Annotated in this window: 10 protein-coding genes; 8 read left to right on the forward strand and 2 right to left on the reverse strand. The window is 70.2% G+C overall.

The features are described 5' to 3' along the window. Positions 1-72 precede the first annotated feature (72 nt). Positions 73-1,527: a M1 family metallopeptidase gene (locus ACYSUO_RS28275; protein ID WP_461779060.1), complete on the forward strand. Its 1,455-nt coding sequence runs from the start codon at positions 73-75 to the stop codon at positions 1,525-1,527. Positions 1,528-1,703: 176 nt separating this feature from the next. Beyond that, on the forward strand, positions 1,704-3,212 hold the full coding sequence (hflX, locus tag ACYSUO_RS28280) for a GTPase HflX (RefSeq protein ID WP_461779061.1): 1,509 nt from the start codon (positions 1,704-1,706) through the stop codon (positions 3,210-3,212). 169 nt (positions 3,213-3,381) lie between these two features. Here the strand turns inward: hflX and ACYSUO_RS28285 are convergent, their stop codons facing one another. Continuing rightward, entirely contained in the window at positions 3,382-4,605 is a 1,224-nt protein-coding gene (locus ACYSUO_RS28285; RefSeq protein WP_461779062.1) for a trypsin-like serine peptidase, read from the reverse strand. Between the two features lie 461 nt (positions 4,606-5,066). Here ACYSUO_RS28285 and ACYSUO_RS28290 point away from each other — a divergent pair, with 461 nt between their 5' ends. The 5 genes from ACYSUO_RS28290 (at position 5,067) to ACYSUO_RS28310 (ending at position 13,483) form a co-directional block, all read left to right on the forward strand. Continuing rightward, positions 5,067-6,482, forward strand: coding sequence for a diaminobutyrate--2-oxoglutarate transaminase family protein (locus ACYSUO_RS28290; RefSeq protein WP_461779106.1), 1,416 nt, complete (start codon positions 5,067-5,069; stop codon positions 6,480-6,482). 99 nt (positions 6,483-6,581) lie between these two features. Continuing rightward, positions 6,582-8,597, forward strand: a complete 2,016-nt coding sequence (locus ACYSUO_RS28295) for an IucA/IucC family protein (RefSeq protein WP_461779063.1) — start codon at positions 6,582-6,584, stop codon at positions 8,595-8,597. 15 nt (positions 8,598-8,612) lie between these two features. Then, the gene (locus ACYSUO_RS28300) at positions 8,613-9,467 is read left to right on the forward strand and encodes a GNAT family N-acetyltransferase (protein ID WP_461779064.1); all 855 of its coding nucleotides are present in this window, start codon (positions 8,613-8,615) and stop codon (positions 9,465-9,467) included. Between the two features lie 40 nt (positions 9,468-9,507). Then, the gene (locus ACYSUO_RS28305; RefSeq protein WP_461779065.1) at positions 9,508-11,436 is read left to right on the forward strand and encodes an IucA/IucC family protein; all 1,929 of its coding nucleotides are present in this window, start codon (positions 9,508-9,510) and stop codon (positions 11,434-11,436) included. 40 nt (positions 11,437-11,476) lie between these two features. After that, on the forward strand, positions 11,477-13,483 hold the full coding sequence (locus tag ACYSUO_RS28310; protein WP_461779066.1) for an ATP-dependent DNA helicase: 2,007 nt from the start codon (positions 11,477-11,479) through the stop codon (positions 13,481-13,483). A gap of 102 nt (positions 13,484-13,585) precedes the next feature. Here the strand turns inward: ACYSUO_RS28310 and lexA are convergent, their stop codons facing one another. After that, a complete protein-coding gene (gene lexA / locus ACYSUO_RS28315; RefSeq protein WP_426900062.1) occupies positions 13,586-14,371 on the reverse strand; it encodes a transcriptional repressor LexA in 786 nt (261 codons plus the stop codon). 520 nt (positions 14,372-14,891) lie between these two features. Between lexA and nrdR the strand changes: the two genes are divergently transcribed. Then, complete coding sequence (gene nrdR, locus ACYSUO_RS28320; protein WP_426906782.1) at positions 14,892-15,437, forward strand: transcriptional regulator NrdR; 546 nt, start codon at positions 14,892-14,894, stop codon at positions 15,435-15,437. Positions 15,438-15,443 lie beyond the last annotated feature (6 nt).

A 15,443-nucleotide genomic window follows, 5' to 3' on the forward strand; every position in this document is an offset into this window, starting at 1 on the left:
CCGGAACCCTCGTTCGGGTGGTGCGGCGCGTGCCGCACCGTGCGCCGAGGCGCGCGCTGATAGCCGTAGTTCATGCTGCTCAGCTCCCGAACGCCCCGCGTCGCCGCACTTCTGGCCGCCGGCGCCTCGCTCGCCCTTGTCGCCGCGGCCGCACCCGCCGAGCCGCTCGGCGTCGGCGACCGGCTCTTCCCGCATCTCGGCAACCCCGGCTACGACGTCACCGACTACGACATCTCCTTCACGTACCACGGTGACAACAACAAGCCCCTCGACGCCGTCACCAAGATCAACGCGCGGGCGACCTCCTGGCTCGACCGGATCAACCTCGACTTCTCGCACGGCACCGTGCGTTCGGTCACGGTCAACGGGGCGCGGGCGGACTACGTCACCAAGGGCGAGGACCTGGTCGTCACACCCACCGCGGCCGTGGCTCCCGGGCAACCCCTGAACATCACCGTGCAACACACCAGCGACCCGAGGCCCGGCAAGAAGGAAATCGGCTGGCTGCGCACCAAGGACGGGCTCGCGATGGCCAACCAGGCCGACGCCGCGCACCGCGTCTTCCCGTCCAACGACCACCCTTCCGACAAGGCCTACTTCACCTTCCGGGTCACCGCACCGAAGGGGTACACGGCGGTCGCCAACGGTCTCCCTGTCGCGAAAACGCGACAAGGAGGAGCCACGAAGTGGGCCTACCGCACCGCCCACCCCATGGCCACGGAGCTGGCCCAGGTCTCCATCGGCCGTTCCGCGGTGCTGCACCAGGAGGGCCCGCACGGACTCCCCGTACGCGATGTCGTGCCCGCCAAGGACGTCAAGAAGCTGAAGCCGTGGCTCAAGAAGACGCCGGGCCAGATCTCCTGGATGGAGGGGAAGGTCGGCCCCTACCCCTTCGAGAACTACGGGCTGCTGATCGCCCACGCGTCCACCGGCTTCGAACTCGAGACACAAACGCTCTCTCTCTTCGAGAGAGACCTGTTCGAGCGCCCCGAGTACCCGAAGTGGTACGTCGAGTCGATCATGGTCCATGAGCTGGCGCACCAGTGGTTCGGCGACAGCGTCAGCCCCCGCTCCTGGTCCGACCTGTGGCTCAACGAGGGACACGCCACCTGGTACGAGTCCCTGTACGCCCAGGAGAAGGCGGACCGGCCCATGGTGAAGCGGATGCGCGCCGCCTACCGCGCGTCCGACGCCATGCGCGCCGACGGCGGGCCGCCTGCCGCGCCCAAGGCGCCCACGAGCGACGGGAAGATCAGCATCTTCCGGCCGGTCGTCTATGACGGCAGCGCCCTGGTCCTCTACGCCCTGCGCCAGGAGATCGGCGCGGACGCCTTCCAGCGCCTGGAGCGCACGTGGGTGGGCACGCACCGTGACTCCACCGCCACGACAGCGGACTTCGTGCGGCTCGCCTCGCAGCTGGCGGGGCGGGACCTGAGCGACTTCTTCGACGCCTGGCTCTACGGGAAGAAGACGCCGCCCATGCCGGGCCACCCGGACTGGAAGTCCGACCCGGTGTCGAAGCCCTGACACGGGGAAACAATCCAGATGACGAGACGGCCCGTACCGTGCGAATATCGTCGACGTCGACGGCGCGGGCCACCGGATCGGCGCTCGCGGGAATCCCCGGGGTAGGCCGAGCGTTGTCACAGATGACGGGTGGGACACCCGTCGCGTATCCCGAATCTCACAGACGTAAGGACCCAATGACCTCCTCTTCTTCCCCTTCCCAGGACGCGCAGAACATGGTGCAGAACCACACCGAGAGCCTTCGGGCCGATGCCCTGATGGAAGAGGACGTCGCCTGGAGCCACGAGATCGACGGAGAGCGGGACGGCCAGCAGTTCGACCGCTCCGAGCGCGCGGCCCTGCGCCGCGTCGCGGGCCTCTCCACCGAGCTCGAGGACGTCACCGAGGTCGAGTACCGACAGCTCCGCCTGGAGCGCGTGGTACTCGTCGGCGTGTGGACGTCGGGAACGGTTCATGACGCGGAGAACTCCCTCGCGGAGCTCGCCGCCCTCGCCGAGACGGCGGGCGCGCTCGTGCTCGACGGCGTCATCCAGCGCCGCGACAAGCCGGACGCGGCGACGTACATCGGCTCGGGCAAGGCCCAGGAGCTGCGCGACGTCGTGCTCGAGACCGGAGCGGACACCGTCGTGTGCGACGGTGAGCTCAGTCCCGGCCAGCTCATCCACCTCGAGGACGTCGTCAAGGTCAAGGTGGTCGACAGGACCGCCCTGATCCTCGACATCTTCGCCCAGCACGCCAAGTCCCGAGAGGGCAAGGCGCAGGTCGCGCTCGCGCAGATGCAGTACATGCTGCCGCGGCTGCGTGGCTGGGGTCAGTCGCTGTCCCGGCAGATGGGTGGCGGTGGCTCCGGTTCCTCGGGCGGCGGTATGGCCACCCGTGGTCCCGGTGAGACCAAGATCGAGACGGACCGGCGTCGGATTCGCGAGAAGATGGCGAAGATGCGCCGTGAGATCGCGGAGATGAAGACCGGCCGCGACATCAAGCGCCAGGAGCGCCGCAGGCACAAGGTGCCCTCGGTGGCCATCGCCGGGTACACCAACGCCGGCAAGTCCTCGCTCCTCAACCGCCTCACGGGCGCGGGCGTCCTGGTGGAGAACTCGCTGTTCGCCACTCTGGACCCGACCGTGCGCCGGGCCGAGACCCCGAGCGGTCGGCTGTACACGCTGGCCGACACGGTCGGTTTCGTACGGCACCTGCCGCACCACCTCGTCGAGGCGTTCCGCTCGACCATGGAGGAGGTCGGCGACTCCGACCTGATCCTGCACGTGGTCGACGGCTCGCACCCGGCGCCGGAGGAGCAGCTCGCCTCCGTGCGTGAGGTCATCCGCGACGTCGGGGCGACGAACGTGCCCGAGATCGTGGTGATCAACAAGGCGGACGCGGCTGACCCGTTGGTGCTGCAGCGGCTGCTGCGCGTGGAGAAGCACGCGATCGCCGTCTCTGCCCGTTCGGGCCAGGGCATGGAGGAGCTGCTCGAGCTCATCGACGCCGAACTGCCGCGCCCCGCGGTCGAGATCGAGGCCCTCGTGCCGTACACGCACGGCCAGCTGGTCGCGCGGGCGCACGCCGACGGCGAGGTGATCTCCGAGGAGCACACCCCGGAGGGCACGCTCCTGAAGGCACGCGTCCACGAGGAACTCGCGGCGGAACTCGCGCCGTACGTTCCGGCGGTGGTCGCGGGCTGACTGCCCGTGCAGGCGTAACGCACATGGCTGAGCCCCTCTCCGGTCGACCGGAGAGGGGCTCAGCCATGAGATTGGTCGGGCGGCGACCGCTCACCGTCTGGTGACGTCCCCGCCGCCCGGCGGCCTTCTTACTGCACGGCGGCCTTCTTACTGCATGGCGGCCTACTTACTACTGCCCGGCGAACTTCCTGCTCACCGAGTCGTAGATCCCCTTGGCCTCCTTGCCGAGCCGCGGGCCCGCGAGCCAACCCGCCGTCACCGGGCCGATCGAGGTGTTGGACACCAGGGCCGGCTTGCCGTCGGCGCCCTGGGCGACCCAGCCGCCGCCGGACGAACCACCCGTCATGGTGCAGCCGATGCGGTACATCGTCGGGTCCGCGTCGCTCAGCGAAAGACGGCCCGGCCTGTCGGCGCACTGGTACAGCTTCTGCCCGTCGAACGGCGCCGCCGCCGGGTAGCCCTTCGCGGTCAGCTGCGAGACCTTCGGCACCGCCGGCGCGTTGAAGTTCACCGGAAGCGCCGAACCCACCGTCTCCTCGAGGGACTTGGTGGTGCCACCCTTCTCAGGCGTCACATGGATCACGGCGAAGTCGTACGAAGCGCCCGCCCCGCCGCTCGGACCGCCCTGCGCGATCCACTGGTCGGACGTCAGCGCCGCGTCGCCCCACCACACGCCGTACGGTGCGACCTCGTTCTTGGGTGCGTTCTGCAGCTCCTGCTCGGACTTGCCGCTGTCGTTGTACGAGGGCACGAACGCGATGTTGCGGTACCAGCCACCGTTCTTGCCCGCGTGCACACAGTGGCCCGCCGTCCAGAGCATGTTGGACCTGCCGGGGTGCGCGGGGTCGGTGACCACGGTCGCCGAGCAGACCATCGAACCCTTGGGGCCGTCGAAGAACAGCTTGCCCGCGTACGGGGCGTTCGCGTGGTACGGAGTAGACACGCCCGCGGCCGCCACCGGCCTCGGCTCCGGGTCCGTCACACCCTGGTCGCCGGAGAGGTCGTTCTCGTCGACCTCGCCACCGGGGTTCTTGTCGGCGTCCCGCATCCGGTCCGAGTCCCACAGACCGGCGATGATCGGGTTGACGAAGTCCTGCGCCTCACGCAGCCACTTGTCCTTGTCCCAGTTCCTCCACTCGCCGTCCTTCCACTTGTCCGGATCGATCCCGTGCTCCTTGAGCCGGTCCGTGAGGTCGTCCGGAATCTTGAACTTGCCATCGCCCGCGGATGCCGAGGCGGTCGGCTTGTCGTTCGCGTTGTTCTCGCTCGGGCCGCATGCCGTCGCGGTCAGAGCGACCACAGCACCGAGCGCGACCGCCGCCGCCACAGGGGACGTTCTGCTTCGCGCGCCTCGAGTGCGGCGCGCGGCGAACTGCGGGCGTATGGGTCGCATGTCGTGAATCCCCCTGGGCTTCGAAAAGGTTGAACTGCCGTGCGTGTGCGGTGGAGTCGAGTCGAAACCTCGCCTCCGAACGGCACACCACCCTATGCCGGTGCCGTCGGGGCCGACCGACGGAACAGCAACGGTTCCGTCACGGAGGGATCTTCCGGCCGGTACCGATCGTTACGGGGCGGCGCGCCTCGGGCCTGCGGTGGGAGAGCGGCGACCGTGGTGGCCCGCCGGCACCGCGGACATCTGGCAAAGGTCTGCTCATGAGTCCCGTACGAGCCGTGTTCCTCCGCCCGTCCCGTCGTTGGTACGTACGGGGGAACCGCAGTCGGTGTTCAGCGCGCGCCGACTCGCCCCGCCGATCGGTGAGTCGAGGGGCCTTTTCGGCCGTATATCCAGCGGGAGGACCAACAGCCGTGGCGGTGACCGATCCTGTGCCTGTGACCGATCCTGAGACCGTGGCGGTGCCGGCCCCGTATGGCGGGGGGACACAACAAACCCCTGCTCGCGACACCGTCGCGCACGAGGGGATCCTGCGCCGTCAGTGCGCGCGGGAGTCCGCGGCGCGCACCTATGCGCGCGCCCTGCCGATCGTGCCGGTACGGGCCCGTGGGCTCACCATCGAGGGCGCCGACGGCCGCCGCTATCTGGACTGCCTGTCCGGCGCGGGCACCCTCGCACTCGGCCACAACCACCCGGTGGTGCTCGAGGCCATCCGCAAGGTGCTCGACTCGGGTGCGCCGCTGCACGTCCTCGACCTGGCCACCCCGGTCAAGGACGCCTTCACCACCGAGCTGTTCCGCACGCTGCCGCCCGGACTGGCCGACCGGGCCCGCATCCAGTTCTGCGGTCCCGCGGGCACCGACGCCGTCGAGGCCGCGCTGAAACTGGTCCGCACCGCCACCGGGCGCTCGGGCCTGCTGTCCTTTGCCGGCGCCTATCACGGCATGACCGCGGGGGCGCTCGAAGCCTCCGGCGGGGCGCAGGACGTCCGCGTCACGCGCCTGCCGTATCCGCAGGACTACCGCTGCCCCTTCGGCATCGGGGGCCCGCGCGGCGCCGAACTCGCCGCCCGCTGGACCGAATCGCTCCTCGACGACACCAAGTCCGGGGTGCCGCAGCCGGCGGGCATGATCCTCGAACCGGTACAGGGGGAGGGCGGAGTCATCCCCGCCCCCGACGCCTGGCTGCGCCGGATGCGAGCCGTCACCGAGCAGCGCTCGATCCCGCTGGTCGTCGACGAGGTGCAGACCGGCGTCGGCCGCACCGGCGCCTTCTGGGCCGTGGAGCACAGCGGTGTCGTGCCCGACGTCATGGTCCTGTCCAAGGCCATCGGAGGCAGCCTGCCGCTCGCCGTGGTCGTCTACCGCGACGACCTCGACGTCTGGCCGCCGGGAGCGCACGCCGGCACGTTCCGCGGCAACCAGCTCGCCATGGCCGCGGGCGCCGCCACCCTCTCGTATGTCCGCGAGAACGCCCTCGCCGAGCGTGCCGCCGCTCTCGGCGCCCGTATGCTCGACCAACTCCGGGGACTGTCCGACGAGTTCGCATGCGTCGGCGAGGTCCGCGGGCGTGGCCTGATGATCGGCGTGGAGCTCGTCGACCCGGAGGGCGCCGTCCCCGCTCCCGGCGCCGAGGAACTCTCCGACGACCCCCTGCTCGCCGGGTCCGCCCCGCTCCCGGCCGCACCCCGACTCGCCGCCGCCGTGCGCGACGCCTGCCTCCACCGCGGCCTGATCGTCGAACTCGGCGGCCGTCATTCCAGCGTCGTACGCCTGCTTCCTCCCCTCACCATCACCGACGAGCAGGCCGCGGCCGTCGTGGACCGGCTCGCCGACGCCCTGGCGTCCGTCGCCCGCACCAGCCGTCACGAGTCGTAGGAGCGCCCGACGACAAGCCACCACCAGCGACGGCAGTGACACGCCGGACCGGCCTGACCACCGCCTCATGGAGCCCACCACCCCACGCAAGGAAGCCAGTTGAACGCCACCCCCGCATCCGACGGCCGTTCCCGTCCCACAGCCGGCGGATCCTGTGACACGCAAGCCCCGCGCGCCCAGGAGCGCGACTCGATCCCGCGGCAGCAGGGCGGCGACCAGGAGACCGATCGTCCCCGCACCACCGTCGTCGATCTCCTGGAACACCCGGACCCCGCGACTGCCGCCCAGGCGGCAGCGGTCGAGAACCTGCTGCGCTGCTGGGTGCGCGAGAACAACATCGCTCCTCCTTCTGTCGGCGCGCTCCGCATCCCGCTGCCCGCGAGCGGCACCGTCCTCCTCGTCCCGGTCCACTACTGGTCGCCCTCCGGCTGGCACCGCTTCGGCCTGCCCTGCCTGGAGGACGCGTCGCCGCACGCCCCCGGCGTGGACGCCGTCGCGCTCGCCGCCCTTCTGAGCAGGGAGTCGGCCCACGGCGCGACCGACGCCCCCGGTGGCCCCGCCCAGGGCACGCCCGCCCCCGGTGGCGACAGCGGTGAACTGGTGGTCCGCGTCGCCGACTCGATGCGCCGCACCGCCGACTTCATCGCGGACCGCCGCCGCCACCCCGCGGACCAGGCCGATCCCTTCCTCGCCGCGGAGCAGGCGCTGCTCCTCGGACACCCGCTGCACCCGACTCCGAAGAGCCGCGAAGGGCTCTCCGACGCCGAAGCGGGCCGCTACTCACCGGAGTTGCGTGGCTCCTTCCCCCTGCACTGGATCGCCGTCGCCCCGGACGTCCTCGCCCACGACTCGGCCTGGACCGAACAAGGCCGCGCCCGCACCGCCGCCGAACTCACCTCCCAACTGGCAGGCCCGGGGCTCCCGCTGCCCGCGGGACACGCCGCGCTGCCCGTGCACCCATGGCAGCTGCGCGAACTGCGTGAACGCCCCGCCACCGCCGCCCTCCTGGATGCCGGCCTGCTGCGCGACCTGGGGCCGCACGGCGAGCCCTGGTTCCCCACCTCCTCCGTCCGCACGCTGTACCGGCCCGGCGCGCCGGCCATGCTCAAGCTCTCCCTGGGCCTGCGCATCACCAACTCCCGCCGGGAGAACCTCCGCAAGGAACTCCACCGGGGCGTCGAGGTCCACCGGCTCCTCGGCACCGGTCTCGCCGCGCAGTGGCAGGCCGCGCATCCCGGGTTCGACGTCGTCCGCGACCCGGCCTGGCTCGCCGTCGACGGCCCGGACGGCGAACCGGTGCCCGGCCTGGACGTGATGATCCGCACCAACCCCTTCCGCTCCCACGACGACGCGGCATGCGTCGCCGGCTTCGTCTCACCCAGGCCGACCGCCGCCCCGGCCGATCGCACCGACCACCTGACTGACCGCCCCGGCACCGCGGCCGGCCGCAGCGGCAACCCAGCCGAGCGCACCGGCAACCCGGCCATGAGCTCCCGCCTCGCCGACACCGTGAACCGGCTCGCGAGCCGCACCGGGCGCCCCCACGGAGCCGTGGCCGCCGAGTGGTTCCTGCGCTATCTGGAACACGTCGTACGCCCCGTGCTCTGGTTCGACGGCGAAGCCGGCATCGCCCTGGAGGCCCACCAGCAGAACACCCTGCTGCTCCTGGACGGCGACGGCTGGCCCGTCGGCGGGCGCTACCGGGACAACCAGGGCTTCTACTTCCGCGAGTCCCGCCGAGCCGAACTCGACCGGCGCCTGCCCGGCATCGGTACGCACAGCGACACCTTCGTCGACGACGACGTCACCGACGAGCGATTCGCCTACTACCTCGCCATCAACAACGTCCTCGGCCTGATCGGAGCCTTCGGTTCCCAACGGCTCGCCGACGAACAGCTGTTGATCGCCGCGTTCCGCCGCTTCCTCGGCGAAGCCGCCACCGGGTCGAACCGACAGCGCAGCACACTGCCGAGCCTGCTGCTCGACTCGCCCACGCTTCGGTGCAAGGCCAACATGCTCACCCGGCTGCACGGCCTCGACGAACTCGTCGGTCCCGTCGACACCCAGTCCGTCTACGTCACCATCGCCAACCCCTTTCATTCCCGTCGTACCTGAGAGAGGAGCGTCGCTGTGCCTCCCACGGATGCGAGCACCGACGCCGACACCACTCCCACCGCCGCCTCCCACGCCCCCGCCCCACCCGTGGAGAACGCGGAGAACGCGGAGGGTGCTGAGGCCGCTGCGAACGCGGAGCACACGCGCAGCGCGGACGGTGCGGACAGCGCCGACTTCCAGGACACCCTGGACCTGCGTCTCCCCGACGAACTGCTCGCGCTCATCGCGGAGCAGGACGGCGGGCACCGACTCGCCCCCGACCCCACGGCCCCGACCGAGCCCGACCTGCTGGACGACGTGGGGGAGTGGGGACCGGTCACCACTCCCTCAGGCGTGTTCCAGCTCGTCCCGGTGCGCGTCGAGCGAGACCTGGCACTCATCAGCCGTTGGATGAACGACCCCGCCGTGGCCGCCTTCTGGGAGCTCGCGGGACCCGACACCGTCACCGCGGACCACCTGAAGCCCCAACTCGCCGGCGACGGACGCAGCGTGCCCTGCCTCGGCGTCCTCGACGGCGCGCCCATGAGTTACTGGGAGATCTACCGCGCCGACCTCGACCCGCTGGCCCGCCACTACCCCGCCCGCCCGCACGACACCGGAATCCACCTCCTCATCGGTGGCGTAGCCGACCGCGGACGAGGACTCGGCACCACGCTGCTCACAGCCGTCGCCGACCTCGTACTCGATCACCGCCCGCGCTGCGCGCGCGTCATCGCGGAACCCGACCTTCGCAACACCCCCTCCGTCTCCGCCTTCCTGGGCGCGGGATTCCGCTTCTTCGCCGAGGTGGACCTCCCCGACAAGCGGGCCGCGCTCATGGTCCGTGACCGCGCCCTGCGCAACGTGCTCCAGGCCAGTCACTCTCTGTAACGAACCTCGACCCGATCCGGTTCCCGTCCGAGGAGTCCCCGTGCCGAATCCGTCCGTCGCCCCGAGTTCCGAAGAGCCGACCGAGCTGTACGACCCGCCCGAGCTGACGTCCGGGAACTGGGCTAGGGCGGGCGCCCGGCTGCTGGCCAAGCTGATCGGCGAATTCGCCTACGAGGACATCCTGCGACCGACGGCTCTCGGCTCGGCCGGCTCCGGATACCGGCCCTACGCCCTGCTTCTCCCTGCCGGTCGGCCCGACGGAGTCGATGAAGCCAGCGGAGCCGGCGGGAAGGAAGCCGTCGCGAAGGAGGCCGGCGGCACCTTCCATTTCCACGCCCGCCGCGGCGCGTACGGCAGTTGGCAGGTCGACCCGGCGAGCATGGAATGGGAACCCGGCCTGCCGGGCAAGGGCGGGCCGGTAGGCCATGCGGAACGCGAGCCCGCCACCGATCCGCTCACCTTCCTCCTCCGCGCCAAGTACGCTCTCGGCCTCGACGGCAGCACCCTCGGCCACCTCATCCGCGAACTCACCGTCACCCTCGCCGCCGACGCCCGCCTCGACCACACCTCGCTCACCGCGTCGCAGCTGGCCGACCTCGGGTACGCCGAACTCGAGGGGCACCAGACCGGCCACCCCTGGCTCGTACTGAACAAGGGGCGTCTCGGGTTCTCCGCGACCGACACCTCACGCTGGGCACCGGAGTCGCGCCGCCCCACCCGCCTCCCGTGGATCGCCGTGCACACCGGCCTCGCCACCTACCGAGGCGTCGCGGCCCTGGAGGATCCCGCCTCCCTCTATGACGGCGAACTCGACGGCCCGACCCGTGAGTTGTTTGCGCAGGCGCTCCGGGCGCGCGGCCTGGACCCGGCGGCGTATCTCTATCTCCCGGTGCATCCCTGGCAGTGGGACGACATCGTGCTGCCGCTCTTCGCGCCGTCCATCGCCACGAACGACATCGTTCCGCTGCCCACGGACGGTGATCTGCGCCTGCCCCAGCAGTCCATCCGTACGTTCCTGAACACGGCGCGTCCCGACCGGCACACAGTGAAGTTGCCGCTCTCCATCTTCAACACCCTTGTATGGCGCGGGCTTCCGACGGAGCGCACCTGGGCCGCGCCTGCCGTCACCACATGGGTGCACGCACTGCGCGACGCCGACCCCTTCTTGAGGGACGAATGCGGTGTCGTCCTGCTGGGCGAGGTCGCATCCGTGACCGTGGAACACCCGCTGTACGACGGACTCGACGAAGTCCCCTACCAGTACAAGGAATTGCTGGGCGCGATCTGGCGCGAGCCCCTCTCCCGGCACCTCGCCCCTGGAGAGCGTGCCCGAACGCTCGCCTCCTTGTTGCACAGCGACACCGAAGGGCGCGCGTTCGTTGCGGAGCTCGTCGCACGCTCGGGCCTGGACCCGAAGACATGGCTACGTAGGCTCTTCGCCGCCCTGCTGCCCCCGCTGCTGCGTTTTCTCTACCGCTACGGAACGGTCTTCTCTCCTCACGGAGAGAACGCCATCGTCGTCTTCGACGACCAGGACGTGCCCGTGCGGCTCGCGGTCAAGGACTTCGTGGACGACGTCAACATCAGTTCGGAGCCGCTGCCCGAGCACGACTCCATGCCCGACGACGTGCGTGAGGTCCTGCTCACCGAGGACCCCGCGTTCCTGACCCAGTTCATCCATTCGGGCCTCTTCGTGGGCGTCTTCCGCTACCTGGCGCCGCTGTACGAGGAGCAACTCGGGCTGCCCGAGGAGGAGTTCTGGGCACTGGTACGCGCCGAGATCCTGCGCCACCACGCGCGCTTCCCGGAGCTCAAGGAGCGGTACGAGATGTTCGACCTGCTCACCCCGGAGATCGAGCGCCTGTGTCTCAACCGCAACCGGCTGCATCTCGACGGCTACCGGGACCGCGCCGACCGCCCGCACGCGGCCGTGCACGGCACCGTCGCCAATCCGCTGCATCAGCCGTGATCGCCGGATTGTCAGTGGGTCCGTTTAGGGTGGTCGAGCTATGACGAAGCCCTCACTCCCCGAGCTCCTGCACGCCGCCGTCACCGCTGTCGGCGGCACGGAGCGCCCTGGCCAGGTCACCATGGCCGAAACCGTCGCCGAGGCGATCGACGACGGTTCCCATCTGCTCGTCCAGGCGGGCACCGGCACAGGTAAGTCCTTGGGCTACCTCGTGCCGGCCCTGGCTCACGGGGAGCGCGTCGTCGTGGCGACCGCCACTTTGGCGCTGCAGCGCCAGCTCGTGGAGCGGGACCTGCCGCGCACGGTGGAGTCGCTGCACCCACTGCTGCGGCGCCGCCCCAATTTCGCGATGCTCAAGGGCCGGTCGAACTATCTGTGCCTGCACCGCCTCCACGAGGGCGTACCGCAGGAAGAGGAAGGCGGCCTCTTCGACCAGTTCGAGGCGGCCGCGCCCACCAGCAAGCTGGGCCAGGACCTGCTGCGCATGCGCGACTGGGCGGACGAGACGGAGACGGGCGACCGGGACGACCTCACGCCCGGTGTCTCGGACAAGGCCTGGGCGCAGGTCTCGGTCTCCTCGCGCGAGTGCCTGGGAGCGTCGAAGTGCGCCTACGGCCAGGAGTGCTTCGCCGAGATGTCGCGTGAGCGGGCCAAGCTCGCCGATGTCATCGTGACCAACCACGCGCTGCTGGCGATCGACGCCATCGAAGGCGCGCCGGTGCTGCCGCAGCACGAGGTGCTGATCGTGGACGAGGCGCACGAACTCGTCTCGCGGGTCACCGGCGTGGCGACGGGGGAGCTGACTCCGGGCCAGGTCAACCGTGCGGTGAAGCGCGCGGCCAAGCTCGTCAACGAGAAGGCGGCGGACCAGCTGCAGACCGCTTCCGAAGGCTTCGAGCGGGTCATGGAGCTGGCCCTGCCCGGCCGCCTCGAGGAAGTCCCCGAGGACCTCGGCTACGCGCTCATGGCCCTGCGTGACGCGGCCCGTACGGTGATCACCGCCATCGGCACCACGCGCGACAAGTCGGTCCAGGACGAGGACGCCGTCCGTAAGCAGGCCCTCGCCGCCGTGGAGAACATCCACGACGTGGCGGAGCGGATCTCTAACGGCTCGGAGTGGGACGTCGTCTGGTACGAGCGCCACGACCGCTTCGGTGCCTCCCTGCGCGTCGCCCCCATGTCGGTGTCCGGCCTCCTGCGGGAGAAGCTCTTCACCGACCGCTCCGTCGTCCTGACCTCGGCGACGCTGAAGCTGGGCGGCGACTTCAACGGGGTGGGCGCCTCCATGGGGCTTGCCCCCGAAGGCACCGAGGGCGAAGGCCTGCCGGTCTGGAAGGGCGTCGACGTCGGATCGCCGTTCGAGTACCGCAAGCAGGGCATCCTCTACGTCGCCAAGCATCTGGCGAAGCCGACGCGTGACGGCACGCGCACGGACATGACCGACGAGCTGACCGAGCTGATCCAGGCCGCCGGCGGCCGTACGCTCGGCCTCTTCTCGTCGATGCGGGCGGCCCAGGCGGCGGCCGAGGAACTGCGTACGCGGATTCCGGAGTTCCCGATCCTGCTGCAGGGCGAGGACACTCTGGGTGAGCTGATCAAGGCCTTCGCGGCGGACCCGGAGACCTGTCTGTTCGGCACCCTGTCGCTGTGGCAGGGCGTGGACGTACCGGGTCCGAACTGCCAGCTGGTCGTGATGGACAAGATCCCGTTCCCGCGGCCGGACGACCCGCTGATGAGCGCGCGCCAGAAGGCGGTCGAGGAAGCGGGTGGCAACGGCTTCATGGCCGTGGCCGCGACACACTCGGCACTGCTGATGGCACAGGGCGCGGGCCGCCTCATCCGGGCGACGGGCGATCGCGGCGTGGTCGCGGTCCTGGACCCCCGCCTGGCGACGGCGCGCTACGGCAGCTATCTGAAGGCCTCGATGCCGGACTTCTGGTTCACGACGGATCGGAACCAGGTGCGGCGTTCACTCTCGTCGATCGACGCGGTGGCGAAGAAGGCGGCTTCGGAGAAGGACGATGCGGAGAAGGCGGACGCGGAGTAGCCCCCGGTTCGCCCGGGTGCTCGTACGCGCGGGCCCGGCGCGGACAGCGCTGGGCCCCGGAACCGGCGCAGTTGGTTCCGGGGCCCGGTCAGGGAGGGAGCGTCACACGCGCCGCAGAACGGCCACCACCTTGCCGAGGATCGTCGCCTCGTCACCGGGGATCGGCTGGTACGCGGAGTTGTGCGGCAGGAGCCAGACATGGCCGTCCTCCCGCTTGAAGCGCTTGACGGTGGCCTCGCCGTCGAGCATCGCGGCGACGATGTCGCCGTTCTCCGCGACGGGCTGGCGGCGGACCGTGACCCAGTCCCCGTCACAGATCGCGGCCTCGATCATCGAGTCGCCGACGACCTTCAGGACGAACAGCTCACCGTCACCGACGAGCTGCCGGGGCAGCGGGAAGACGTCCTCGACCGACTCCTCGGCGAGGATCGGGCCACCGGCGGCGATCCGGCCCACCAGGGGCACATACGAAGCCGCGGGCTTTCCCGCGGTGTCCGTGGGCTGCGCGCTGGGCTGGTCCGAGCCACGGACCTCGTACGCGCGGGGGCGGTGCGGATCCCGGCGCAGGAAGCCCTTGCGCTCGAGCGCCATCAGCTGGTGCGCGACCGACGACGTGCTGGACAGGCCGACCGCCTGGCCGATCTCCCGCATGGACGGCGGGTATCCCCGACGCTGCACCGAGTCCCGGATGACCTCGATCACGCGGCGCTGCCGATCCGTGAGCCCCGAGCTGTCGGCGCGGATGCCTGGGGGCCTGCCGGGCAGGGAGCGCCCCGGCTTGGGGCCCTCCTGGCTCATGGCTGTGTCATTCATGGCATGCACCGGCTCGAGTCGGCCCTGGGCGCGGCCCTGGGCAGTGATGGTGGCACTGTCTGTGGTCGTGGTCACGTCGGTCGGCCCCTCTCGAGAATGTCTCCCTAGCTAGCCAACGGTAGTTCCTTTCGAAAGGTTGCGCCAAACACACGTTCGAGTGAAAAACCGTTGATTGCTTGTCGTGATCATGCACCTGGGTGTATGGCGACCTCGAAGCGGAGTGGCAATTCAGCTCAATCCGGTACGCTTCTGCGCTGGAGTCGAGGTTCGGCCCGTGGGTCCCTCAGTCTGCCACTCGGCTCCCCGTCAATCAGGCACCGCCCTCGTTTTTTCTTGTGTCGTGCCGGTGCGGATTCGGGTGCCACGCGGCCCCGCCGTGCCCCGGGTGCGTTGCGTTCCGCACGTGCGACACGCGCTTGGGCTCAAATTTCGGCTGAACCCCAGATGTAGTGGTTGGATTGGATCCGCAGCCCAGAAGTTGTGGTCCCCGGTCCAACTCGGCCGTGGTCATCGCCTATGCTTGGGGCTGCTGCGAGAGGCGTGAACCAGCCTCTCGGAGCTATCGAGTCGTGCCGTGAAGGAGGGTTGGGAGTTCATGCACTGCCCCTTCTGTAGGCATCCCGACAGCCGTGTCGTCGACAGCCGCACCACCGACGACGGCACGTCGATCCGCCGGCGCCGTCAGTGTCCGGACTGCTCCCGTCGTTTCACGACGGTGGAGACGTGTTCACTGATGGTCGTGAAGCGGAGCGGGGTGACCGAACCCTTCAGCCGCACCAAGGTCATCAATGGCGTACGCAAGGCGTGCCAGGGGCGTCCGGTCACCGAGGACGCCCTCGCCCAGCTCGGCCAGCGGGTCGAGGAGGCGGTGCGCGCCACCGGAAGCGCCGAACTGACGACGCACGACGTGGGCCTGGCCATACTCGGCCCGCTTCAGCAGCTCGACCTCGTCGCCTACCTGCGGTTCGCGTCCGTGTACCGGGCGTTCGACTCGCTGGAGGATTTCGAGTCGGCGATCGCGGAACTGAGGGAGCAAACGCCCGGCGCCGAAACGGGCGGCGCGGGCGAGGAGCGCACACAGAGCGAGTGCGGGCCCGGAGGGACTGTAGAAGTCCCGGTGCCCGCCCACGCCGCCGACTGACGGCCA

Source organism: Streptomyces sp. UC4497 (assembly GCF_054871485.1).